Source organism: Vibrio sp. Isolate22 (assembly GCF_022398115.1).
Classification (GTDB): domain Bacteria; phylum Pseudomonadota; class Gammaproteobacteria; order Enterobacterales; family Vibrionaceae; genus Vibrio.
In genome coordinates this window covers 1-24,995 of sequence record NZ_JAKEUW010000020.1, presented here as the reverse complement: position 1 = coordinate 24,995, position 24,995 = coordinate 1, and the positions used below count along the sequence as shown (strand labels likewise).

The 24,995-nt window shown below is 43.0% G+C and carries 25 protein-coding genes and 2 pseudogenes; 19 read left to right on the top strand and 8 right to left on the bottom strand.

All coding sequences use genetic code 11. From position 1 onward, the window contains the following. Nucleotides 1-9 precede the first annotated feature (9 nt). A complete protein-coding gene (locus L1D55_RS13215) occupies nt 10-2,265 on the top strand; it encodes a peptidase U32 family protein (protein ID WP_239917713.1) in 2,256 nt (751 codons plus the stop codon). 106 nt (nt 2,266-2,371) lie between these two features. Here L1D55_RS13215 and L1D55_RS13210 read toward each other — a convergent pair whose 3' ends face one another. Next, the gene (locus L1D55_RS13210; protein WP_239917712.1) at nt 2,372-2,836 is read right to left on the bottom strand and encodes an acyl-CoA thioesterase; all 465 of its coding nucleotides are present in this window, start codon (nt 2,834-2,836) and stop codon (nt 2,372-2,374) included. 146 nt (nt 2,837-2,982) lie between these two features. Further along, entirely contained in the window at nt 2,983-4,821 is a 1,839-nt protein-coding gene (locus tag L1D55_RS13205) for an ABC transporter ATP-binding protein/permease (RefSeq protein WP_239917711.1), read from the bottom strand. Nucleotides 4,822-5,338: 517 nt separating this feature from the next. On the opposite strand from L1D55_RS13205, the gene artP reads away from it, so the two are divergent. From artP to L1D55_RS13140, 13 genes are all read left to right on the top strand, one after another. Next, nucleotides 5,339-6,067: an arginine ABC transporter ATP-binding protein ArtP gene (gene artP, locus L1D55_RS13200; protein ID WP_004741003.1), complete on the top strand. Its 729-nt coding sequence runs from the start codon at nt 5,339-5,341 to the stop codon at nt 6,065-6,067. 132 nt (nt 6,068-6,199) lie between these two features. Next, nucleotides 6,200-6,931, top strand: coding sequence for an arginine ABC transporter substrate-binding protein (locus L1D55_RS13195; protein WP_102424729.1), 732 nt, complete (start codon nt 6,200-6,202; stop codon nt 6,929-6,931). 3 nt (nt 6,932-6,934) lie between these two features. Continuing rightward, nucleotides 6,935-7,621 carry an arginine ABC transporter permease ArtQ gene (gene artQ, locus L1D55_RS13190; protein WP_171367241.1) on the top strand — a complete coding sequence of 229 codons (687 nt, stop codon included), beginning with the start codon at nt 6,935-6,937 and terminating at the stop codon, nt 7,619-7,621. Next, nucleotides 7,618-8,286, top strand: a complete 669-nt coding sequence (gene artM / locus L1D55_RS13185; protein WP_239917710.1) for an arginine ABC transporter permease ArtM — start codon at nt 7,618-7,620, stop codon at nt 8,284-8,286. The genes artQ and artM overlap by 4 nt, the downstream gene beginning before the upstream one ends. A 296-nt stretch (nt 8,287-8,582) precedes the next feature. Beyond that, nucleotides 8,583-9,329, top strand: coding sequence for a hypothetical protein (locus L1D55_RS13180; protein WP_239917709.1), 747 nt, complete (start codon nt 8,583-8,585; stop codon nt 9,327-9,329). 158 nt (nt 9,330-9,487) lie between these two features. Beyond that, nucleotides 9,488-9,943 (top strand): GNAT family N-acetyltransferase, encoded by a 456-nt coding sequence (locus L1D55_RS13175; RefSeq protein WP_239917708.1) that lies wholly within the window; start codon nt 9,488-9,490, stop codon nt 9,941-9,943. A 73-nt stretch (nt 9,944-10,016) separates the two neighbouring features. Then, a complete protein-coding gene (locus L1D55_RS13170; protein WP_239917707.1) occupies nt 10,017-10,571 on the top strand; it encodes a nucleotidyltransferase family protein in 555 nt (184 codons plus the stop codon). Between the two features lie 76 nt (nt 10,572-10,647). Next, nucleotides 10,648-11,127, top strand: a complete 480-nt coding sequence (locus tag L1D55_RS13165; RefSeq protein WP_239917706.1) for a GNAT family N-acetyltransferase — start codon at nt 10,648-10,650, stop codon at nt 11,125-11,127. Nucleotides 11,128-11,182: 55 nt separating this feature from the next. Further along, the gene (locus L1D55_RS13160; protein ID WP_239917705.1) at nt 11,183-11,737 is read left to right on the top strand and encodes a GNAT family acetyltransferase; all 555 of its coding nucleotides are present in this window, start codon (nt 11,183-11,185) and stop codon (nt 11,735-11,737) included. 295 nt (nt 11,738-12,032) lie between these two features. Then, complete coding sequence (locus L1D55_RS13155; RefSeq protein ID WP_239917704.1) at nt 12,033-12,455, top strand: hypothetical protein; 423 nt, start codon at nt 12,033-12,035, stop codon at nt 12,453-12,455. Nucleotides 12,456-12,499: 44 nt separating this feature from the next. Further along, nucleotides 12,500-12,913, top strand: a complete 414-nt coding sequence (locus L1D55_RS13150; protein WP_239917703.1) for a hypothetical protein — start codon at nt 12,500-12,502, stop codon at nt 12,911-12,913. 61 nt (nt 12,914-12,974) lie between these two features. Continuing rightward, nucleotides 12,975-13,307 carry a YnfA family protein gene (locus L1D55_RS13145; RefSeq protein ID WP_105024934.1) on the top strand — a complete coding sequence of 111 codons (333 nt, stop codon included), beginning with the start codon at nt 12,975-12,977 and terminating at the stop codon, nt 13,305-13,307. A 57-nt stretch (nt 13,308-13,364) separates the two neighbouring features. After that, nucleotides 13,365-13,580, top strand: coding sequence for a DUF6434 domain-containing protein (locus L1D55_RS13140; protein WP_239917702.1), 216 nt, complete (start codon nt 13,365-13,367; stop codon nt 13,578-13,580). An 86-nt stretch (nt 13,581-13,666) separates the two neighbouring features. On the opposite strand, the gene L1D55_RS13135 is transcribed toward L1D55_RS13140, so the two are convergent. The 4 genes from L1D55_RS13135 to L1D55_RS13120 all read right to left on the bottom strand — a co-directional run bounded on the left by L1D55_RS13135 (nt 13,667) and on the right by L1D55_RS13120 (nt 20,389). Further along, the gene (locus L1D55_RS13135) at nt 13,667-15,169 is read right to left on the bottom strand and encodes an efflux transporter outer membrane subunit (RefSeq protein ID WP_239917701.1); all 1,503 of its coding nucleotides are present in this window, start codon (nt 15,167-15,169) and stop codon (nt 13,667-13,669) included. Nucleotides 15,170-15,181: 12 nt separating this feature from the next. Continuing rightward, entirely contained in the window at nt 15,182-18,292 is a 3,111-nt protein-coding gene (locus L1D55_RS13130; protein ID WP_239917700.1) for an efflux RND transporter permease subunit, read from the bottom strand. 9 nt (nt 18,293-18,301) lie between these two features. Then, a complete protein-coding gene (locus L1D55_RS13125; protein ID WP_239917699.1) occupies nt 18,302-19,411 on the bottom strand; it encodes an efflux RND transporter periplasmic adaptor subunit in 1,110 nt (369 codons plus the stop codon). 99 nt (nt 19,412-19,510) lie between these two features. Continuing rightward, a complete protein-coding gene (locus L1D55_RS13120; protein ID WP_239917698.1) occupies nt 19,511-20,389 on the bottom strand; it encodes a LysR family transcriptional regulator in 879 nt (292 codons plus the stop codon). Nucleotides 20,390-20,751: 362 nt separating this feature from the next. Between L1D55_RS13120 and L1D55_RS13115 the strand changes: the two genes are divergently transcribed. The 4 genes from L1D55_RS13115 (at nt 20,752) to L1D55_RS13100 (ending at nt 24,144) form a co-directional block, all read left to right on the top strand. Further along, on the top strand, nt 20,752-21,189 hold the full coding sequence (locus L1D55_RS13115) for a curli assembly protein CsgF (RefSeq protein ID WP_239917697.1): 438 nt from the start codon (nt 20,752-20,754) through the stop codon (nt 21,187-21,189). Nucleotide 21,190: 1 nt separating this feature from the next. After that, nucleotides 21,191-21,937: a CsgG/HfaB family protein gene (locus L1D55_RS13110; protein ID WP_239917696.1), complete on the top strand. Its 747-nt coding sequence runs from the start codon at nt 21,191-21,193 to the stop codon at nt 21,935-21,937. A gap of 14 nt (nt 21,938-21,951) precedes the next feature. After that, entirely contained in the window at nt 21,952-22,746 is a 795-nt protein-coding gene (locus tag L1D55_RS13105; protein WP_239917695.1) for a hypothetical protein, read from the top strand. A 672-nt stretch (nt 22,747-23,418) separates the two neighbouring features. Next, the gene (locus tag L1D55_RS13100) at nt 23,419-24,144 is read left to right on the top strand and encodes a hypothetical protein (RefSeq protein WP_239917694.1); all 726 of its coding nucleotides are present in this window, start codon (nt 23,419-23,421) and stop codon (nt 24,142-24,144) included. Nucleotides 24,145-24,276: 132 nt separating this feature from the next. On the opposite strand, the pseudogene L1D55_RS13095 reads toward L1D55_RS13100, so the two are convergent. Both L1D55_RS13095 and L1D55_RS27585 read right to left on the bottom strand, forming a co-directional pair. After that, nucleotides 24,277-24,378, bottom strand: a pseudogene (locus tag L1D55_RS13095) (IS5/IS1182 family transposase); the annotation flags it as partial. Between the two features lie 161 nt (nt 24,379-24,539). Continuing rightward, a complete protein-coding gene (locus L1D55_RS27585; RefSeq protein WP_275665305.1) occupies nt 24,540-24,674 on the bottom strand; it encodes a hypothetical protein in 135 nt (44 codons plus the stop codon). A gap of 141 nt (nt 24,675-24,815) precedes the next feature. Here L1D55_RS27585 and L1D55_RS13090 point away from each other — a divergent pair. Then, nucleotides 24,816-24,977 (top strand): annotated as a pseudogene (locus tag L1D55_RS13090) (transposase); the annotation flags it as partial. Nucleotides 24,978-24,995 lie beyond the last annotated feature (18 nt).

Here is a 24,995-nt window from a genome sequence, read left to right as displayed (position 1 = left end):
ACTTCAAAAATGAGCAGAAAAATTGAGTTATTAGCCCCTGGTGGCGATGTAGAAGCGATCAAAGCAGCCATCGTAGCCGGAGCCAATGCAGTTTATTGCGGTTTAGACACCTTCAACGCTCGTAACAGAGCTTCTAACCTATCGTTAGATGAGTTGAACGGGGTGATCCGCCTTGCTCATGAATACGGTTGTGAGATCTTTCTAACGCTTAACGTTGTGCTGCTGGAGCACGAAACGAAGAGCATCACTAAGCTATTAAACCAGCTGGTGAACACTAAGGTAGACGGCATCATTGTCCAAGATTTGGGCTTGTTTAACCTAGTGAAGAAGCACTTCCCATCGTTAGATGTTCACGCTTCAACTCAGCTAACCACACACAACGAAGGCCAGATTAAGTTCCTGTCTAAGATTGGCGCATCGCGCGTTAACTTGTCGCGTGAATTAAACCTGCCTGAAATTAAAATGCTGACTGAAGTTGCACACGACCATGATGTACTGACCGAAGTATTCGTACATGGTGCGCTGTGTATCGCGTTTTCGGGTCAATGTTACTCAAGCTCAGTGAGTGTGGGTAACTCAGGTAACCGTGGTCGTTGTAGCCAAGCATGTCGTGATGAATATGAAATCACCAATGCGGGTAACCGTTTCCCACTGAACCTAAAAGATAACTCTGCGTACTATGATCTGCCTGAATTAGTCGATGCAAAAGTCGATTCGCTCAAAGTTGAAGGTCGTATTAAAGGCGCACACTACGTTTACACCGTGGTAGATACATGGCGTAAGCAGATCGATAGCTTTGTACAAGAAGGCTTGTTGCTTGAAGACGATTCTAACCTACACAAAGTATTCAACCGTGAATTCACGAACTCTTTCCTTAAGGGCAACCTAACGAAAGACATGTTCATCGATAACCCTCGTGATAACAGCATTAACTATGCAGTTGAGCAGGCGAAAGAGAAGAACAACGAAATTTCAGTGGTTCAGATTCAAGAAGCGACAGTACAGCTGCATGAAGCGAAAGATGTACTTGGTGACGAAATGCGTGACAAGATTAAGTTCCTTGATATCCGCAAGACGCCGGTTGCTATGTCTTTCAGCGCAAAAGCAGGTCAGCCATTTACGGTGACAGTGAAGACAGAAAAAGAGAACTTCACCTTGCAATCCAAGTCGCTGCTTACTGCAACAGAAGAGAAAGCGATTACTCAAGAGCTACTTGAGAAGCGATTCAAGAACGTGAAGAGTGCGGTTCACACACTAGAAAGCCAAGATTTCAGCGAAGTGGACTCTGGACTTGTGATTCCGTTGAAAGAAATTTCTGATATTAAAGACGAAATCGACTTCATTCTAAACGGCTCTGTTGAAGTGATTAAGCACGTTGAAGTACCAGCACTGCCACAGCATCCTAAAGTAAACGAGAAGCCGACTATGTCGATGCTTATCGCTGACGTTGCAGACTTGCACCTATGTGATGTGACGGACGCGGACGTTTACTTCAAGCTCCCAGAAAGCTTTAAGAAGCGTTGTAATAAGTACATCGATATCTTAGCGGCAAATCCACGTTTGATTCCGTGGTTCCCAGCAGTATTGATTGGCAAGGACTACGACGAAGCCGTTCGTATTCTTGAAGTCGTTAAGCCAGCTCGCATCGTGACTAACAACACGGGTATCGCATACAAGGCTTACGAAATGGGTATCGAGTGGGTTGCTGGTCCATTCATGAATACGACAAACTCTCACGCATTAGTGACGCTTAAAGAAGAACTAAACTGTGCGGGCGCGTTCATTTCTAACGAGATCAACAAAGGTCAGATTCGTCATATTCGCCGCCCAGAGAACTTCAAACTGTTCTACAGCATTTACCACCCAATCTTGATGATGACCAGCCGCCAATGTTTCTTCCAAAGAACAGTGGGCTGTAACAAACCGAGCATCGAAGCGGGTTGTATGTTGAAGTGTGAGAAAGCAACTACGATTACTAACGTGAAAGGTATCTCGTTCGCGGTTGACAAACAGAAGGGTGGCTACCCAAGTATTTACAACCACGAGCAGTTCTTAAACCATGACGCTGTAACGGATTTCTCTGGCCTGTTTGACGAATTCTTCATTGATCTAACCAACATCGGCGCGGGTTCAAAAGAAGTTCAAGACAAGGTAGAACTGATCAAGCACTTCGAAGGTTTAATCAACGGCGTTGAAGGCTCACAGCAACACCTAGAGCAACTTGTAGAGATTCGTACTAACGCTCAGTACGTCCAAGGTTTATAAGGCTTACCGCTTATAAGCGCTGTGAACCAAGAAACAAAAAGCCACTCAATCGAGTGGCTTTTTTAATGCGTGAGATTTTCTGACTCGATCTGAATTAACGAACCGTTTATTCCGTTACTGCTTCTTGTTTGAAGCATGGGCTTTTAAGCGTGTTCATGCGTTCAATTTCACTGGTCAGACGCAGTGACAGTAGTGCTTTTTGGTTCGATGCAAAGTCGAACATCACGATAGTCGCGGTACCTACAGTAGTCAGCTTTTGCTGCGCTTTACTGACGATCGCGTATTCCATAGTAAAACGGTCGTCTTGAATATCGGTGACTCGTGAACCCACTATCAAAGTATCAGGGTAGGTGACAGGTCGGAAATATTTACAATAAGTGTCGACAAGAACAGGGCCAACCTTGGTGATTGCCATCTCTTCCATCAGCTCTACGTGCTTAAAGAAATCTAAGCGAGCGGTTTCAAAGTAGCGAAAATACACAGCGTTGTTGACGTGATTGAGTGCGTCCATTTCTCCCCAAGCGACTGGGATTTCTGTTACTACCGGGTAGTCAGATAATAATGCTTCCATGCGAACTCTCTTATTGTTATCTGCTTATCCTTCATCGGGATAAGTTGTTATTGGAATAAAAACCCTACCGCTAATTTAACAAAACTGCAACACGTGTGATTTAAGTTTTTGAAGCTAGAAATCACACGTTGTCAGAGACTTGGCTGTTAGCTATTAACGGGTTCGTCACTCAGGTGTTTGAATTGCAGTTCAACCAAGCGTTGGTATAGTTCACAGCTATTGATGAGCGACTGGTGGTTGCCGATGTCTACAAGCTGTCCTTGATCGAGCACCGCAATTTGGTCTGCGTGTTTGATTGTCGATAAACGGTGGGCGATGATGATCGTCGTTCTGCCACGCATTAATTCTTCCAATGCTTGCTGAACATGATGCTCACTTTCGCTATCTAGAGCGCTAGTGGCTTCATCCAATAGTAAAATGTTTGGATCTTTCAAGATGGCACGCGCGATAGCAATACGCTGACGTTGACCACCAGACAGCCTTACGCCTCGTTCCCCTAGGAAACTATGATAACCATCTGGTAGGTTCTGAATGAACTCGTGTGCGTGTGCTTTTTTCGCCGCTTCAATCACTTGTTCATCGGTCGCATCTGGGTTGCCGTAGCGAATGTTATGGAACACATCGTTACTGAACAGAGCGGGTTGCTGAGGAACAAGCGCCATCTGCTTTCTTAGTTCGTTTGGGTCAAACTGGTTCAGTTCCACACCACCTAGCGTCACTTTACCCATTTGAGGGTCGTAGAAACGTTGCAGCAATTCAAATAGGGTGGTTTTACCTGCACCGGATGGGCCAACTAACGCCAATACTTTACCTTCGTGGGCGGTTAATGACAGGTTGCTTGTTGCTGGTTGATCCGGTCTAGAGGGGTAACAGAAGGTCACATCATCAAAAGCGACTTCTGGCGTTAGGTTATCAAGTGATGTTGGATTCTCGACAGGGGCAACGATGTGGCTTTCCACTTGCAGAATCTCGATTAAACGCTCTGTAGCACCGGCTGCGCGTTGCAGTTCGCCCATCACTTCAGAAATTGTACCTAAAGATGAAGCGACCATAATCGCGTAAAAGACAAATGCAGCCAGATCGCCGGCGGACATAGTGCCGTTGATGACATCAGTACCGCCCACCCAAAGCATGCCTGCAATCGCACTGAACACAATAACAATCACTCCAGAGATCAGAATAGCGCGCTGTTTTACGCGTTGACGACCAATTTCATACGCCTTTTCTACTTCAAGTGCGAACGACGCTTTCTCTTGGGCTTCTCGGCTGTAGCTCTGAACGGTTTTGATGTGCTCAATCGCTTCGCCCGCATAAGAGCCAACGTCTGACATCGAATCTTGGCTTTTACGTGATAGCGCTCTTACACGACGCCCGTAAACCAAAATTGGAATCAAGATAAACGGCACCGATGCCAGTACGATAAGCGTGAGTTTAATGTTGGTCGCAAACAACATAATGATTGCACCAAGACACATCAGCGCGCTACGCATCGCCATCGAGAACGATGAACCAATGATACTTTGAAGTAGCGTTGTGTCTGTGGTGATGCGCGACATGATGTCGCCACTGCCATTGGTTTCAAAGTAACTCGGATGCAGTGTCACAACGTGATTGAAGACGGATAGGCGGATATCCGCGCTTACACGTTCACCAACTGAAGAGACTAAGTAGAAGCGGAAGAAGGTACCAATAGAGATCAATACCACCACGACCATGATGAATTGGATTGCGCTACCTAAATCAGACAACGATTGTTGGCTAAACCCCTGGTCAATGAGAAGGCGAATACCGTGTCCCACTGAAAGGGTTAAGCTCGCTGTGAAGATCAAAGCAATCAACGCTGCGATAACACGACCTTTATACGGCTGAATAAATTTAATCAGCTCAAGCAAAATGCTGAGGCTTTTCTTCTCTGGTTTTGATTCTGGATTCTGTTGAGTCTGTCGCTGAGTTGCCTCAAGCGTAGAAGAGACATCGTTTTGCATATGATTGCCTTAGTGTTTGTCGCTTTAAGAATAGATGACTGGTTACTTGTAATACGTCTTGTTCGCTGGCAAGTGCTAGTTATTGAGAATAGATGCCATTAAAGCATTTATTGGAGCATCACGCTTCCTAGGAAACTCAATTTTCAATAATTGCTGTGTATTCGATGTGCGCATAGAAAGCTAAATAAAAGGAATATTAAGCACTCTTGTTCGCTGGTGTTAGGGCAGAAGTTGAGTGGTTATCCATGAACTTTATGCAGGTATATAGCTGCTATTAAGAATTTACCACCATTGCAGAACAAGTGAGTTTGGATTTATAAAAACGTTTGCTTTTTGGTGTCATGTTCGATTTTTCAATAACTTGGATGACAAAGAGGTAAGAGCAGTTAATGAGGCTGTTTTTTGTGCAATATTTGTTACAAAAATTCAACAAATTAATTTTTTATACATTTTTCTTGCATAAAAGTTCAGTTTAAATAGAATAACCAACAAATGACAATTAATGCAGTAATTTGGCATGAGTATTCAAGTAAAGAGCATCAACAAATCATACGGCGATATCCAAGTTCTTCACGACATCAGTTTTAACTGTGAGAGTGGCGAAACCTTGGTACTGCTTGGCCCAAGCGGTGCTGGTAAGAGTTCACTACTGCGTGTTCTGAACCTGCTAGAAATCGCAGACGATGGCGAACTGAACATTGCTAACGAGCAATTTGATTTCTCAAGCCAGATCCAAGAGAAGCAGGGGCTTAAGCTACGTCGTAAAGTCGGCATGGTTTTCCAACAATACAACTTGTGGCCACACATGACGGTAATGGAAAACTTGATTGAAGCACCAACTAAGGTTGCAGGCCTAGATAAGCAAGAAGCGATCAAACAAGCGCAAACGGTTTTGAAAACTTTACAGCTTGCAGATAAAGCAGACGCTTGGCCGTTACAGCTATCAGGTGGTCAGCAACAACGTGTCGCTATTGCTCGTGCTCTTATGATGAAGCCAGATGTATTGCTGTTTGACGAACCAACTGCGGCTCTTGATCCAGAGATCACTAACCAAGTTGTTAGCATCATTAAAGAGCTAAGCGGCACTGGGATTACTCAGGTGGTAGTGACTCACGAAGTTGATTTCGCCAAGAAGATTGCTAGCCACGTTCTTTACCTTGAGAAGGGTTACATCGTGGAACACGGCACCAGCGACGCATTTATTAATCCGCAGACTCCAGAGTTTGCTGAGTATTTGACTCACTAAGTAAGTCGCTCATTAAACCTAAGCTGACTCACTAAGTCACTGACGAGATTTACCTAAACACAACATCGATTAAAACAATCAAATTATAAGAATGGCCACAGGCCGCTATTACACAGTATTCGGAGTAACAAAATGAAAAAGATTCTACTAGCTTCACTTATCGGCCTTGCTTCTTTCAATGCAGCAGCTCAAGAAGAAATCAAATTCGCAATGGAAGCGACTTATGCACCATTCGAATACATGGATGAGAACAACCAAATCCAAGGCTTCGACGTTGATCTAGCAAACGCACTTTGTGAAGAGATGAAAGCAACGTGTACTTTCCACAACCAAGCATTCGATAGCCTGATCCCAGCTCTTAAGTTCAAACGTTACGATGCGGCTATCTCTGCAATGGACATCACTGAAGCACGTCTTCAACAAGTAAACTTCTCTGACGCTTACTACGACAACTCTGCAGCATTCATCTCTATTGAAGGCAAAGTAGCAGACCAAGCAGCACTAGAAGGCAAGCGTATCGGTGTTCAAAACGGCTCTACTCACCAAAGCTACCTTCTTGAGCAACTACCAGGTGTGACAGCAGTACCTTACTCAAGCTACCAAGATGCATTCATCGACATGAAAAACGGTCGTATCGATTCTGTATTCGGTGACACAGCAGTAGTAGCTGAATGGTTTAAGAAAGAAGACAACCTAACGTACGTTGGCGACCAAGTAACAAACCAAGAGTACTTTGGTAACGGTTTTGGTATCGCAGTAAACAAGAGCAACCCAGAGCTAGTTGCACAACTGAACACAGCACTTGCAGCAGTTAAAGCAAATGGCGAGTACGACAAGATCTTCAACAAGTACTTCGGTAAGTAATTTATGGAATTAACGGGTTACTCTTTAGGGCTCGTCGAGGCAAGCTGGATGACTATTCAGCTTGCATTCGTAAGCCTATTGGTTGGATTAGTTTTAGCGGTAATGTTTGCAGGCGGTGAAATGTCTCGTCGTGTTGCAATCAAATGGCCGACAACCGCGTTCGTGACAATCGTACGTGGTCTACCAGAAATTTTGGTGGTTTTGTTTATCTACTTTGGCTCAACACAAGTGCTCTTCATGATCACTGGTGACTTTGTTGAAGTTAGCCCGTTCTTATCTGGTGTTGTTGCGTTGTCACTTATTTTCGCTTCATACGCTTCACAGACTATTCGTGGTGCGTTGAAAGCGGTAGGTAAAGGGCAGAGAGAAGCGGCGAGTGCATTGGGTATTCCACAATCGCACGCATTCTTCAGGATTGTATTACCACAAGCAGTAAGACACGCACTACCAGGCTTAACGAACCAGTGGTTGGTTCTATTAAAAGACACTGCACTGGTTTCTCTGATTGGTGTCACCGATCTACTGAAGCAAGCGCAATTAACATCAGCAGCAACGCACGAAGCATTTACTTGGTACGCAACGGCGGCAGCTATCTACCTAATCATCACATTGATTACGCAAAGAGCAGTAAAAGTGATTGATGGTAAGTTCTCTATTCAAGGTTTGGGTAACAAAGGTGCAATGGCATGAATCAACAATACCTCTCTCAAATGCTTGAAGGTTTAGCAACCAGCCTTCAACTAACAGGCGCGTCACTGCTTGTTGGTTGTATCTTGTCGCTGCTGATGACAGTAACGTTGATCCTAAGATTACCAGCGATTCACTGGTTAACACGCGGGATCATCACCTTGTTCACTGGTACACCATTGCTTGTTCAAATCTTCTTGGTGTATTACGGCCCTGGTCAGTTCGATTGGATTCGTGAAAGCTTCATGTGGACATGGCTGAGCCAACCTTGGTTCTGTGCAATGTTGGCACTGGCTTTGAACACGGCGGCATACAGCACGCTACTGTTCAGAGGCGCATTCAACGCGATTCCAGCAGGGCAGTGGGAAGCATGTCGTGCACTAGGTATGGACAAAATCGCGACCCTTAAAGTGCTTCTGCCATACGCATTACGCCGCGCTGTTCCAGCTTATTCGAACGAAGTGATTCTAGTCTTCAAAGGAACGTCACTGGCGAGCACCATCACAATCATGGATTTGATGGGCTACGCTCAGCGTATTAACGGCCAAACCTACGACACACTGACTGTGTTCGGTATTGCTGGCGCATTCTACCTAGCAGTAAACGGCATCTTAACGCTGATCTTCCGCCAAGTAGAAAAGAAAGCCCTAGCATTTGAAGCGGCGTAAGCTAGCCAGTCAAAAGCTTAACTAACGTATAAAGCCTGCCATTTATGTTCGCATAGATGGCAGGCTTTTTTGTGTTTTCAACATAGCTCGGAGGGCTGTGGACACATACAGTACGAGAGGGATTTCGCTAGATTCATACCATATGGAAATATTCTGTATTTTCTTATTTAACGACTTATCTATGTTTTAAGTCACTGAAATCATGAGATTAATTGTGGTAAAGTGCCATGCATATGATTCGTATTTAAATGCAGAGCTTTTCTGTCTAATAGTTGGTTATGTGCTTTGGGGTAATAATGAAGAATAACGAAAAGTTCAAAGAACAAGTTGAATCAGTAATGAAAGAGCCTATGGCAATTGAACCTACTGATTATGAAGAAAAAATAAGGCGAAACTTGATAATCGCTTCAAGCATTACCTTAGTAATGATTAAACTTGGGCTTATGCCCGCTGCTGATTCAAGGTTTTTAGGGGGAATGAAGTTTGACAACTTAACCCCTGATACAATCTATACGATTCTGTTAGTTATTGTTGTATATGAGCTTGTCCATTATTCATGGCTACTAATTAACAAATTTTCATACTGGAGAATAAGACTGACAGGAACCAAACACGCTGAGTTTCGAGGGAACAGAGGCTCAATGGGAAGTACATATGAGGAGCTTGATTTTACGGGTAAAAGCGAAAACTCTAATCTGTATGTTTGGATGTTAGAGAATAACTCTGCTTCGAATTCACTTATTGAACAACTAGATAAACGTTGGTTGGAAGTTGAAAGTTTTTGCCAAAACATAAAGTCTGATTCCTCCGAACAATCAAACCTTAATGGTTTGTTAAAAAAATTGAATGATATAGATAATATTAGTAAAGGCTTGGAGCAACATCTTACGAACATTCGTATTTCTGCTTCACTACATAGATTTGATAATTGGTATCACTTCTTAGTTCGTAGTCAGAGCATTAGGTGGTTAATTCTCGACTTGGTTTTACCTACTTCAATCGGTATATACAGTTTATTTTGTCTGGGTGATGCTTTATTTTGAAAACGCATATAACAAAGCCTTTAAGACAGGTCCCCAACGCATGTCATTTTGCATCCAATAGTTGAGTTCGGCTTTTACGGTGGTATGGTTAAGCTTTTTCGTCGCATTGCTCATACTTTTATGCGGCGTTAGTAGTCAGAAGTAAAAAGGATTTATAGATGGAATTAAAGTATCGTTCAGCTGAATTTGAAGATTTGGAAAGCCTTGTTGCTTTGCTTTCAAACGACCCACTTGGTAGTAAAAGAGAAGATGCGTCTATTCCGTTGAATCGTGGTTACATTGAAGCGTTCGAAGCGATTGCACGCGACCCAAACAACGAATTATTGGTTGTTGAACTAGAAGGTGCTCTAGTCGGAATGCTTCAACTAACTTTTATTCCGTATCTAACGCATATTGGTAGTTGGCGTTGTCTTATCGAAGGTGTTCGAATCCATAGTGACTATCGTGGACAAGGTTTTGGTGAGCAAATGTTCGGACACGCTATCGAACTGGCAAAAAACAAAGGCTGTACAATCGTTCAGTTGACAAGTGACAAGCAGCGCCCTGATGCCATCAGGTTCTATGAGAAACTTGGATTCAAAGCAACACACGAAGGGTTCAAACTCGCGTTGTAGGCTGTTTGCTCGCAATCTGCGTCAGTGATTCATTTCAATCTTCTTCACCTTTAGCGTGTTCTAATTGGCCAGTATGAACAAACAGCTTGAATATTTAATCCATCAAGTTCCTGAGTTAATTGATACTGCTAAAGTGTGTCGAGAAGTAGGGTTGCCAAACTTCTATATTGCTGGTGGCGCTATTACTCAAGTCGTGTGGAATAGCATTGAAAATAAACCACTTCTCGATCAGGTAAAGGATTTTGATATCGTTTATTTCGACAGTTCTCAGATCGCCAGTGAAGATGAGTTTAAAAGCCGCATTCGCTCACGGTTAAGTCATATCGTAGATATCGATGTAAAAAATCAGGCAACTATCCATGAGCGCTATTCGACGAAGTTCGGATGTTCCATTCAGCCATATGAGTGTGTTGAGCAAGGTATTGAATCTTGGTTATCTGCTTTTGCTATTGGCTTCACTATAGACGGGTTAGATCACATCCGAATATTTGCACCTTACGGATTAGAGGACGCATTTAATATGTTGATAAAGCCAAATAAGCGAGCAATGACTGAAGAGAACTACAGCAAAATGACAGCTAGTTACAAAGCTAGATGGCCCCAAGTGCGAGTGCTATCTTGGGTTTAACAACCAATTTCCGGTGCATCTAGAGGTCATGGAAGGGATAACTTTCATCTTTAAAACGTTTGGAGCTTAATGGTTCATGAAAATCAGAGAAATGGATTTAGCTGATCTACCAGCCTTATACGACATTTATACCGATAAAGAAGTCGTGAACAACAATCGCTATTCAGCGGATATCAAACGGGAAGAGTTTGATGCGATGTTCAATGATAACCAACGCCATTTCGTTGTCATTGCTAAAGATGGCAATCTTTTAGGGCATTTAGCGTTAAATCTCTCGACAAAACCAAGATTAAAACACTCTGCTTCTTTTGGGGTTGCGGTAGCAAAAGCTTCCCGTGGAAAGGGCGTAGGTCGTTTTTTATTAGAACACTTGGTGTCTTATTGTGACAATGAGTTGGATCTAGCACGCCTTGAATTGGAAGTTCATGCAAACAATGCTGCTGCGTTGTCGTTGTACAAGTCATTTGGCTTTGAAGTCGAGGGGACAAAGCGCAAGGCGGTGCTGGTTGAAGGTGAGTTGATAGACATCATTATCATGTCGAGGGTAACAAGCTAAACGGCAATACATTCTTCCATCGCTCAATTAGAAGAAAGGATAATCAGAGGTAGTAATGGAAATTAGAACTGCAAAGCTTGAGGATATCAGGCGACTAGTCGCATTGCAGGAATCGTGTCATGTTTCAAATTTGGATGAGTCGGATAGGTCAGATGGTTTCTTGAACACTGTCCTAGATGAAGGCTTACTCAAACAAGTAATCCAGCAAGAAGAGGCGGTTTTTGTTGCTGAAATCGATCATGTCATTGTTGCGATGGCTGTGTGTGCTTCATGGCAATTTTGGAGATGTTCCGAGGGGCTAACATCAGTAGCGGCTAAGCTTTCTACTGTGACTATTGAAAGCACTCAGTTAAATACAACCAATTCATACTTCTGGGGCCCAGTTTGTGTGGGTAAGGGGAGCCGTGGCCAAGGTGTGTTTGAGAAGCTGTTTCAGTTTAGTTGTAAGTCAAAAAGTGACGAGTTCCCGTATGTTTACACCTACGTACACCAAGATAACGCGCGTTCTTTTTCCGCTCATACTCAAAAAGCAGGCTTTACATACGTTAAAGACTTCGAATTAAACGGGCAAATCTTTCAGGAAATGGTGCGACCAACAAAAGTTGCCTAACGTATGAGTTCAAAGACAAGTTTCCTTACAAGATTAATCAGTCGAATCGAAATACGCGGTACTTTTCGTTGTGATTGTTTAACCAATACCCAATTAAATTCTGATTAAACACTTTATGTTTTGCGTAATGCAGCAACCAACGTAAAACTGCGTTACATGAAGTTCACCGAAGACTGAGTTTTCTATCGAGTTATTGAGATATAAGTGCAATTCAGATGTGCAATTTTTGGTAATTAACGTTCCCTGACGATTATCGAATTTTTCTTCAAGCTAACTACTAAGACAGGGAACTGAAATGAACAGGTTAACATGGACTGCACTTGTGCCGCTTTTGCTATCAATGGCCATGGTGTTTAGCACTTATAGTTACGGAAGCCAGAGTGGGTTAGAAGCGTTCACTGTCTCTTTGGTGTTGTCTGCGCCTTTAATTTTTACCTTTTTGCTCGTTTTCTCATTTTGCCGAGATGGCGCTGCTGACAGGCATGCGTTATTTGGAACCATTGCCATTTGTATGCACTTATCTACGGTATTGTTACATGTTTGCTGGAACGGGTTCATGTTCACTGATGTGACCAGAAACGATGGTTTAGGGCCAGCACAAGGGTACTCTGGTTTGATACTTTGGCTGGGTAGCATCAAGGCAATGATCATTGGCGTCGCTGTTGGAGTCTGCGCACATTTTGTGACTCGAATGGTTAGAAGGCTGGCCTTTAGATAAGGTTACGTAGCTTACCAACACCTCTAGCAAAAGGAGTTTGACGTATGTTTTATAGCAAGGAGCTTAACAAAGGCTTGCTGCTGATCCTCATTGTGCTTAGTGTGTTTATTGTATTTACATCTGACGACGGCTTCGGCGCCTTGTTTGCCCTGTCGATAAACGCTCTAATTGCGATTCTCTTTTTCTCCATGACGATTGAGCTCAAAGGCGATACGCTGACTTGGTATTTCGGCTTTGGTTTTTGGCGAAAGGTTGTAAAGGTATCTGATATCGTCGACACATCGTTTTACCGAACTAAGTGGTATCAAGGTATTGGTATCCGAATGTTGAGCGATGGTTGGTTGTATAACGCATCGACAGGCTCCGCAATAAAGCTAAGCTTAAGCGATGGAAAACATATCTATATTGGTTGTAAAGAGGCACAAGGTTTGAAGGCTGCCTTGGGTAAAAGCAATTAGCGGAGAGAAGTGGCTAATTGAGTGAATGAACTGGGTTGGTTTTAGTGGGTAAAGGTAAGTTGTGATTGAATTTAAAACGGTAGGTCTTTTTGTACTTACGGCGATAGCGGAAATAGTAGGGTGTTATTTACCTTACCTTTGGCTAAGGGAAGACAAGAGTGTCTGGTTACTTATTCCGGCGGCATTAAGCCTTGCAGCATTTGCTTGGTTGCTGACTCTGCACCCTACAGCAACAGGGCGTGTTTATGCGGCTTACGGTGGTGTGTACATCTCAGTCGCGCTGGTATGGTTATGGCTTGTCGATGGTGAGAAACCAACAACCTGGGATTTAGTTGGTGGTTCGGTGGCGCTGCTTGGTATGGCGATTATTATGTTCGCACCAAGAAACGTGTAATCAGACGCTGTTGTGGCATAATTTGAATCGCTTATTTTCAAGGAGGAATTAGAGTACATGGCAAAGGTTGATTGGCACAAAAATCAGATAGATGAGAATACCTTAATCACAGATAGCTATAAAACGACTCAGAATGTCCGTCGATACTTTAAATCCCAACTTGGTGAGCAGTTTAAGCTTGATCGTGATTTCATGCTTTGGATGAAAAGCTCAACGGGATTAACGATGGGTGATGCCGTACAAGAGCGGGCGAAGCGCAACCAAGCTAAGTAGTCACGTTTGTATGAATAGACAAATACCGCTGATTGATTCAGCGGTATTTTTTTGCTTATTGCTTCGGTGAATTGCGTGTCGGTCTTTTAATTTACAGCAGCTAACTCGACATTTTCTGTATTGTTAAAGACTTTCCAATCACCACCGAGTGCTTTGTATACAGCGATAGTGGTGTTCGCGGTTTGCAGCTTGGCGGCCACTTGGCGGTCTTGCATCATCTTTTGTTGTCTTTGTGCATCTAACACAGACAAGTAATCAACAAGGCCAGCCTTGTACAAAGATTTTGCCTTGCTGACGGCGTTATCAACGGCAAGGGTGGCTTCATCAATGCGCTTTTGATTCTCTTGGCTTCGACCATATGCGAACAAGCTTGAATCTACTTCAGCGAATGCGCTATCTACCGAATGTTGGTAATTAAGTGCTGCTGAGCGGAATCTCGCTTCATTCATCTCGACCATGGCTTCACCGCGGCCACCATCAAACACATTCCAACTAATACCCGCTGACGCAGCCCAACCGAATGAATCGCTGCTGAACAAGTCGTCAAAACTTCCAGCGGTAACGCCAGGCGTACCTGTTAAGAAGAACTTTGGATAACGATTGGCAATACTTGCCCCAAGTTCTTCGTTGATAGCGGCCATTTCACGTTCTGCGATGCGAATGTCTGGGCGCTGCTCCAATAAATCTGAAGGGATACCTGTCGGGATAACATCTTTCATTCTTGGAAGAGTATAGTCACCCGCCAAACGCTGATTAACGTCTGAAAGCGACTCACCTAGTAACACCGCCATACGCTGCTTGTGAACTTGTTCTGCAATTTCTAGTTGAGGAACAATAGATTCCGTTGCTGCTAGCATTGCTTTGGCCTGTGCCAGATCTAACTCAGAGCCATAGCCACTTCGAACCACTTTAGTTACTAACTCAAGTGTGCGTTGTTGGTCTTGTATGTTCTCCATTGCAATTGCTTTGCGTTCTTGCGCGCCTCGGTATTGAAGGTAGTTGTGGATCACGTCTGCGGTGATTAAGGTATTTAACCCTGATTGGAAGATTTCGGCTTGTTCGACACGAATCGAAGCTGCGTTTGCTTGTCTGTCGATGCGTCCAAACAGGTCCATTTCCCACGCGATGCTCGCGCCAAGAAAACCGCCATCATGTTGTGCTTCTAACAATGACATACCGGTTGCTGATTCAACCGCATCAGATGCACCAAATACAGGGCCGAGTAGGGAGTCATTCTCACTCAGTTGGTAGTTGTAGTAACCACCACCGACATTTACGGTCGGTACTTTAAAAGATTCAACAACACTCTTATAGGAGTTGGCCATATTGATCCGTTCAGCGGCTAGTTTGAGTGGTATGTTTTGGCTTTGCACATCAGAAACTAACTGGTTGAGTGTCGGATCATTGAACTGAGTCCACCAATGGTTCTGCTGTTGATTCGTCTCACTGTGGCTTTCACTGTCTTGGCTGTACAAGAAGGTTTCTGCCATTGTGGTTTGTGGCTCCTCGTAATCTGGGCCAACCGCACAACCGGTAAGTAACAAGGCTAGGGCAATAGGAGCCACTTTAAACTTAGGTAATCGATACATGTTTACTGCTCCTTATTGAGTGACGTTAGTTTGTTGGTTGTCTGTTTTGCTAGGCGTCGCATCAAGCACAACAACAGCGTCTTTTATCGCATCTGAAATACTCACCGTTTCTTCGGCACGATAGAACAGTTTGTATAGCGCGGGCATCACGAACAGAGACAACACGGTTGCTGCCGCCAAACCGCCAATAATCGTTGCTGCCATCTGGTCGAATAGTAGGTCCGTTAGTAGCGGGATCATACCAAGAGCCGTTGTTAGTGCGCCCATTGAGATAGCCATGGTACGGTTCACGGTTGCTTCTTTGATTGCATCCGACAGTGTACGACCATTGGTGCGTTCCAGTTCAATTTGGTCCATCAGTACAATACCGTTTTTGATGATCATGCCTGTTAGAGTGACTGCACCAATCAAAGCCATGAAGCCGAAAGGTTTATCCAATAACAACAAGCTGAATGTTGCCCCCGTTGCTGCAAGCGGTAATGTGGTGAAGATAATCACAGGTTGCTTAAAGCCGTTAAACATAGCGACTAGAATGATCACCATTAATAACATCGCTTTTGGTAGTTGTTTGAGGATGTCACTTACTGCTTTATGTTCGTCGTAGTATTCGCCACCCCATTCAAGGCTGTACCCCGGTGGAAGTTCGATGGCTTCAATATCGTCAATGACGGCATTCCTTACTGCAGCCGGAGTGGTGTAGCGGCCCACACCTGCTTGTGCGGTAATGGTTTTGACACGATCACGACGCCAAATCATGGTCTCTTCACTTGTTAGTTCAAACCCATCTACAACTTGGCCTAGAGGTACGCTATGTAAGCCCAATAGTGAGCGAACTGGCAATGTTTCTAGTGATTGAAGGCTGCGATCTGTACCTCTTAGTTGAATCGTAATGAGTTCATCGTTGAGGTTCATGCGTCCTAGTGGCATGCCTTCCGAAGCACGCTTCATTGCAAATGCGATGTCGGCGCGGTTGATACCAGCTTGGCGAACCTTGTCTTGGTTGATGATCGGTTGAAGCACTTTGCTCTTTTGTCGCCAGTCATCACGCACATATTTGGTATCAGGGTGCGCTTCAAAAATCGCTTTGGCTTGGTTAGATAGGTCATGCAGTACAGCCACGTCAGGGCCAGAGAAGCGAGCTTCTACGCTGAATTTATCTGATGTCGCAAGCTTCAAACCTCTAAACCTTGGGTTTGCGTTTGGAAACTCTCTGGCAAGCCATTTGTCTCCACGAGCGATTAAGGTACTGAGTGATGGATAATCGGTCGCGTTAATCAAGATCTGACCATACGCAGGGTCGAACGGCTCAGGCTCGATCGTTACTGAGAATCGCGGTGCACCAGCGCCAACATAGGTAGAGATGCTGGTTACTTCTGGTTGTGCTAATAACCAAGCTTCAATACGCTCCATGTCTTTTGACGTTTGTTCGATCTTTGCGCCATTCGGGAGCCAGTAATCAAGGAACAAGATTGGACGGTCCGCTTGCGGGATGAAGTTAATCGCAATGCTTGGAATCGCTAGCGCGGTAACCAGAATCAAAGGTATCAGTGCTGACAGGGCTTTAATTGGATTATCGACGGTCCAGTTCACGCTCTTTCGGTACAAGCTGACTTTTGTATCCGTTTTTTGCTCAGTTGGCTTAATGAACATCCAGCACATTAGCGCGGTGAACGTCATTGCCACAAACCATGACAGCAGTAGTGAAGAGGCGATGATTAAGAATACTGAGCTCGCAAATTCAGCGGCATCTGTCTGGGAGAAGATAACCGGGCTTGCACCCATAATCGCAATCACGGTCGCGCCAAACAGTGGTGTTGCCGTCTCTTTTACTGAGTCGATAGCTGCAACCGTTCGGTCGATACCTTTGTTGATCTTCACGATCATCATGTCGGTAATCACAATTGCATTATCAACCAACATACCTAGGGCAAGGATAAAGGTACCAAGAGACACACGGTGTAAATCGATATCTGCGATGTTCATATAGATGAGCGTCAGCAGAATCGTAAGTAGTAGGCTAGAGCCAACAATGGTTGCACTCTTTAAGCCCATGAAAACGGATAGTACGACAAATACAATCGCAACACTCTCAAGCAGGTTGCTTACGAAGTTATCTATCGACTTTTGAACTTCTTCAGGCTGGTTGGCAACGGTTGCGACCTCTACACCTAGAGGCAGCGATGCTTGGAACTCATTGACGATTCGATTGATGTCATCGCCTAGAGATACGACGTTCACACCAGACACCGGGCTCATCGCAAGCGTCACGGCTGGTACGCCGTTGTAGCGGTTTTCTGTCATCATCGGCTCTTGATAGCCCATGGTCACATCAGCAATATCGCCAAGACGGATAAGGCCAGTACCTAAATCACTTACACCACCTTTGATCATCAGGTTTTTGATGTCTGCTAAAGAAGTGAATTGGCTTGATTGCTGAACACGAATTCGTTCGCTACCCGCAGAGAACTTACCTGCGTCAAACGTGGTGTTCTGCGTGTTTAACTGGCTCCATACCTGCGCCATAGATAAGCCGTACTGCGCCAAACGTTCATCAGGGATATCGATATGAACAACGCGCGGTTGGACACCATGCAATTCTACTTTCTTAATCCCAACGACGGTTTTAATGCGGCGTTGTAACTCTTCGGCATAACTACGAAGCTCTGATGGAGTCGCGTCTTTACCGTAAACTGAGAAAAGCATCCCGTACACTTCAGAAAACTCGTCTTGTACGATGCTGATTTGCGCAGTGCTTGGTAGCAGCATTTTCATGTCTGATACTTTACGACGAAGTAGATCCCATTCTTGTGGGAGTTCTTTTGAGTTTAGCGACTCTTTCAAATCGACAAACACCATTGACATCCCTGGACGAGAAAGCGAGCGCAGTCGGTTTAAGGTCGCCATTTCTTGAAGTTTGGTTTCAACCGTATCCGTGACTTGTTGCTCTACTTCTTCAGCTGAAGCACCAGGATAGAGAGTGACGACGACAGCCGTTTTTACGGTGAAGCTTGGATCTTCAAGTTTTCCTAGGTCGAAATAAGAATAAAGCCCAGCAATCACGCTTAACGCGGTGAAGAACAAGACAAAGGTTCGTTGCTTTATTGCAAAGTCAGCTAAGTTCATGGTGTTCACCTACAGTTCTTTAACTTGGATGGATGAGAAATGCTGGCCTTCCTTGATGTATTGAGCGCCGCTCACGACGACATAGTCACCATCATTTAACGTTGAATCGACACAGGCGCTGCTTTCTCTCACAGAGGTGATGTTGATAGGCACGGATTCAGCTTGTGAGCCTTTGATAACAAACACTTGCTCATTGCCAGACTGATTAACAATCGATGAGTACGGTAGGCAGAAGTTGTTGCTACTTTCACCTAATTCAGTGGTAAGCGTCACTGCTTTACCAGGTAATAGGTTTCGAGTGTCTGTATTTGTTAAATCATCCAAACGATAAGTCACAGAATAGGTCTGTTTTATTGGGTGAGGGAGCGTCGAGATTTCAGTCGCATGACCAGTAATAGACTTTTTTGCGTGATACCAACTGATGGTCGCTTGTTGCTCAGCTTCGAATTGGTGAATCAAGTTTTCTGGTACGTCGATGGTCACTTCAAGCTGTTCCGGCTTATGAATAGTAAACACAGCTACACCCGGCAGCACTTGTTCATATTGATCGAAGTTTGATGAAGCGATCACACCATCGAAAGGTGCTAATAAACGGGTGTAGCGCACCGAATCTTTCGCTCGACGAATGTTTTGTTCTACCACTTTAACTGCGGCTTCGCTGCGTTCGTAACCGCTGATTGCACGGTCTAGGTTTACGTTGGCAATGGCATCGTCAGCAATCGCTTGTTTCACGCGAGCCAATTCAGCTTTTGCTAACTTATGTGCAGATTTCGCTTCTAATGCGCGAGCTTGCAGCTCTTCTAACGCGACTTGATAATCGTGTGGATCGAGTTGCGCGATAGGTTGACCTTTTTGCACGCGATCGCCCGTTTTAACAAACAATTCTTGTATAGTGCCGGGAACACGAAATGCCACGCCTGCGGTTTCTACTGATTGAAGCTTACCTGTGAAGGTTTTACTCGATTGTTGAGATGCAGATTCAAGTTGGATGACTTGAATAGGGCGTTCCTGCTTTGCTTTTGCTGAATCAGCATGTGATGAGGTAACAGACGCTTGGTTGCAACCAATAAGAGATACAAGGCTGGCAGCGAGTAGAGAGTAGCGATAGATGGACATCATGAATTGCTCCTAAATATTAATGGAGCAATTCTATCGAGATGAAACGCAGAGATAATCAGTGCTAACGGTATAACACTGTCATGAAAATTGAGACAATTACTAGAGTTTTGGTAGTTCTTGTAACAAGAAATCAATCAATAATTGACTCGCATGGCTCAACGCTTTTCTTTGTGGGTAAAGCAGCCAAGCTTCTTCTTTTTGCAACGTTTCGTTCGGGAAGAGGTTAACCAACGTGCCTTCTTTGAGCTCTTGCCTGACCATGAGCTGCGGCAATAACGCAATGCCTCGGTGTCGCGCCGACGCTCCTTTCACAAAACCAATACTGTCACTAACAATAGATGGCTCTACTTTGACGACTTGATTAGATATTTCCCACTCTTTATCGATATCACCACTTGGCCAACGAAAACAGACAAACGGAAATTTCGCTAATTCCTCAAGAGTGGCTGGTCTACCTGTTTTAGCGATGTATTCTGGGCTAGCAACGAATATACGCTGTAGATCCATTACCTTACGTGCGACTACATTTGAGTCGCTTAAACGACCGCCATGCATTGCAAGGTCTAACCCTTGTCGATACATGTCGATAAACCCATTACTGATGCTGCGAATATCGAGCTCGATTTCTGGGTAGAGGTCTTGGAACTTGAATAGGGTGGCTTGGACGATATCACCGGTCTCTGGAAGCAAACCGATCTTGACTCGCCCGTGAGGCACTTCTAATAAGTTTGACGCCACGTGATTGGCTTTTTCCAAAGCACTTAATGCTTTCAACAGCTCGTTGTAATACAACTCGCCAGACTTGGTAACCGATAGGCTGCGCGTTGTACGGAAGAAAAGCTGTATATTGAGTGATTTCTCTAAATCATTGATTCGGCGACTGACATTTGCTCGCGGAAGATCCAGTGCGTTCGCGGCAGCGGTAAAGCTTCCAAGCTCAACGACGGTAGTAAATAATTTAAGATCTTCAATTTTCATAGCAAAGCGGCATCGAATATAAAGTGGGAATGTTTACGCGGCATCGTATATCAAATGGTATATAAAATCTAAATGTTTATTAAACTAACGGGTCTATTAGGGAGTTTTTCGTTGATCCTTAAACGGTTTGTTGACTAAATGACTTGAAGGTTCCCTAACCCCCGAGGTTTATGTGAATTACAAGTTATTTTTTATAAATATTCTCAAATTAGTTCTCAATCTGAGAACTAATTTGAGAATATTATGTTTGTGCTTTTTTATATTTAAATTAATTCAATGAAAACAAAAACTTAAAATAACAATGCTATTGGCATTGTATTTGCTTTACTTAATTTACTGGTTGCATTATTAAAGGATTAAAGATGAAATTACCATACATGTTATTAATTATTTCTTGGAGTGTTAGTTCTGCGCAAGTTACTTATAACTTGACAAACCCAGCGTTTGGGGGATACAACCCAGGTTTTGTGAACGCAGCTAAAGAAAGAATATCAATCGTAGAAAAAAACAAATCTCAAGAACAAAGGATACTAAAAGAAATTAAAAGAAAAGAGGCTAATGAAAATAGAAATAACCCTTCTAAACAACTTGAACGAACACTTGTTAATTATATTAATGCTCAGGTTTCAGAAAAAATAGCGAGATCAATTTTCGACGAAAATAAAGGTGAAGGTAGCATAAAGGTTTCAGATAGCTTAAATCTAGATTATGAAAAAACTGGTGACATTTTAAAAATAAACATTTCTGGAGAGGGGGGTGACCAAAATATTGAACTTTCAGTTCCAGGAATTGGAGGTTGAAATGAAAACTATCATTATATTATTTTTTGTTATATTTAATTTAGGTTGTTCTAGCTTGGAAGATAATATAGTAGAAAAACCATATTCTGATAATACTGTCAAGTTTAGTGATAACATTATTTATCCACATAATTCAAAACCTATGAATGTGACTGTATATCGATTTGCTGATTTTTCCGGACAAAGAAAACAAGGTTTGTTGTATCAGGAAGTCTCTACTGCCGTCCCTCAAGGTCTTGACTCAATGTTAATGCATTCTCTCTCTACAATAAATCAAGGAAAACTTTATAAGGTTATCGACAGAACTTTTCTTTCTCATATGTTAGATGAAAGACAATTAGCTTCTGTATCGGTTAGCCCAAAAAATTTAGGAATATTGAAAGTTCCAAGTATTGTATTCACAGGAGGGGTTATAGCTTATGATCATAATAACAGGCAGGCGGCTGGGGGGATTTTCTTTAATGATTTTTCATTGTCTAGTGAATATTCTGTAGACACCGTAACTGTGTCTTTAAGAGCGGTATCTGTTAAAACCGGAGAGATATTACTCAGCAGTATCTCTAAGAAAAGCATAGTATCAGTCTCTTCGGGTATAAATTCATACAAAATTTTTGATGATAATTTAATGCAACTAGAACTAGGAGGAGCTTATAACGAACCAGTGAGTGTCGCAACGAGGTTAGCAATCGAACAATCTATTCTAGATATAACGGAGAAAGCGTTAGAACTAGGATGGTGGAATATATAAAGAAGGAATTTACTATGAAAACCTACATGTATACAACGACCGCTTTAGCTGTAATGGTATCACTAAATGTCAACGCGAATGAAATTAGAATCCAGCAAACTGATAGTGGGGAGTTACTAAATCAAGTAAGTATTACACAATCAGCAGGCACGGGAAACAAAATTCAAAAGGCAGACTCAACCACTGTTCCTGAAAATGCAATTTTGAATGGTCTCACATCTTTCACTGCAAGTCAAAATGGCAGTGGCAATAGCGCATACATTAACGTAAATGTAGACACCGTCCAGACAGATTCGAGTAGTTGGAATAGTCTTAATATATATCATTCTGGTGATGACAATACTTCCACTATCACAGTCGGTGACACTGTTCAGCCTAGAGGGCTAACAATGACACATAATGTTCAAGGTAATAATAATCAATTAACCTCGAGCTATAACGCCAATGGTGAAATTAACGCTTACATGTCAGTTAATGGCGAGAGCAATACTGTGAACCATGTAATTAATGTCAGTGATACATCCGTTATTAGTGATGCTAGTCTTAATCTTAATGTGAGTACAAATTCAAGTACGTATAACCTAAATCAAAATGGTGTAGATACGAATCTAAGTCTTAACTTGTATGGTGATGCCTCGTATGTAACGACGAATGTTAATCAAAATGGTGATAACGCTTATGCATACGTTTATGCAAATAGTCTTCCCGACAATGCAACCATTACTGTAAACCAGTCCAATGATAATGCTCATTTAACGGCATCAATCAATAATCCAGGGACGACGTTCTCGATGAATGTTTCACAATAAAGTAAATGACGCGAGGTTACTTAACCTCGCGCATTCAAAACCACCCTAGATATAAGCAAGCGTTAGAACTAGGATAGTGGAATATATAAAGAAGGAATTTACTATGAAAACCTACATGTATACAACGGTATACACAAATAGTCTTCCCGACAATGCAACCATTACTGTAAACCAGTCCAATGATAATGCTCATTTAACGGCATCAATCAATAATCCAGGGACGACGTTCTCGATGAATGTTTCACAATAAAGTAAATGACGCGAGGTTACTTAACCTCGCGCATTCAAAACCACCCTAGATATAAGCAAGCGTTAGAACTAGGATAGTGGAATATATAAAGAAGGAATTTACTATGAAAACCTACATGTATACAACGACCGCTTTAGCTGTAATGGTATCACTAAATGTCAACGCGAATGAAATTAGAATCCAGCAAACTGATAGTGGGGAGTTACTAAATCAAGTAAGTATTACACAATCAGCAGGCACGGGAAACAAAATTCAAAAGGCAGACTCAACCACTGTTCCTGAAAATGCAATTTTGAATGGTCTCACATCTTTCACTGCAAGCCAAAATGGCAGTGACAATAGCGCATACATTAACGTAAATGTAGACACCGGCCAGACAGATTCGAGTAGTTGGAATAGTCTTAATATATATCATTCTGGTGATGACAATACTTCCACTATCACAGTCGGTGACACTGTTCAGCCTAGAGGAGCCTCAATCAGCAGGCACGGGAAACAAAATTCAAAAGGCAGACTCAACCACTGTTCCTGAAAATGCAATTTTGAATGGTCTCACATCTTTCACTGCAAGCCAAAATGGCAGTGACAATAGCGCATACATTAACGTAAATGTAGACACCGGCCAGACAGATTCGAGTAGTTGGAATAGTCTTAATATATATCATTCTGGTGATGACAATACTTCCACTATCACAGTCGGTGACACTGTTCAGCCTAGAGGGCTAACAATGACACATAATGTTCAAGGTAATAATAATCAATTAACCTCGAGCTATAACGCCAATGGTGAAATTAACGCTTACATGTCAGTTAATGGCGAGAGCAATACTGTGAATCATGTAATTAATGTCAGTGATACATCCGTTATTAGTGATGCTAGTCTTAATCTTAATGTGAGTACAAATTCAAGTACGTATAACCTAAATCAAAATGGTGTAGATGCGAATCTAAGTCTTAACTTGTATGGTGATGCCTCGTATGTAACGACGAATGTTAATCAAAATGGTGATAACGCTTATGCATACGTTTATGCAAATAGTCTTCCCGACAATGCAACCATTACTGTAAACCAGTCCAATGATAATGCTCATTTAACGGCATCAATCAATAATCCAGGGACGACGTTCTCGATGAATGTTTCACAATAAAGTAAATGACGCGAGGTTACTTAACCTCGCATATTACTTAATAGATATACCGGCAATCATTGCAGGCGCTTGATTTTAGATAAGAACAGGTTTAGGGCGTAACCATTAAAGTGACGCTTTCCGGCTCTAGCCACTTATCGCACCTTCATCAATACAAAAGGTCAGAGAACCGCGGTTAATGAGTGATTGGATGTATTGCTTCTAGTTGGTTGTTTTGTAGCGAGGTTTAGGCATGGGCTACGTGGGGTAATGAATGTAGCTGATCAGAGCGGGTAAATTTAGTACAATTTAGTGCCATTGAATTACGTAATAAATAAAGCCGTAAGGATGGTTCATCGTTTATTCATCAGCTATTACAAACTTAACGAAATTCCCTTTGAACTTACTATTTTTAATTAAACAGGCTTAATGGCTTGATCAATATCGTATTCACTATTTTTCGCCAAGATGTGCGATGCTACCCGACCGAGTTTGTTTGCAAGAGCGACAATCGCTTTTACTTTGCCTCGGCGTGCAATGACTCCACTCAACCATGCTCCCATAACATCCGCTTTGTTAGCTCCGCACCGAACCACTGCGCGAGCACTGTGAATGGCGTTGTTGACTAAATCAGTTGGAACCTTTTCTCAGTCCTGCGATCTGATCCCATGTAGTAGAAGCATGGTGTTGTTATGGGTAAGTCGAAGAAGAAGATAGCGAACTGGAGTGAGTATAATGAAGCCTTGTGCAAGCGAGGCTCAGTAACGTTTTGGATTGACGACTCAGCCGTTGAAGCATGGCAATGTAAAAGTCACCATGGTAAACGAGGTAGAGGCTTTCAATTTTCTGATACTTTCTGATACTGCTATTGA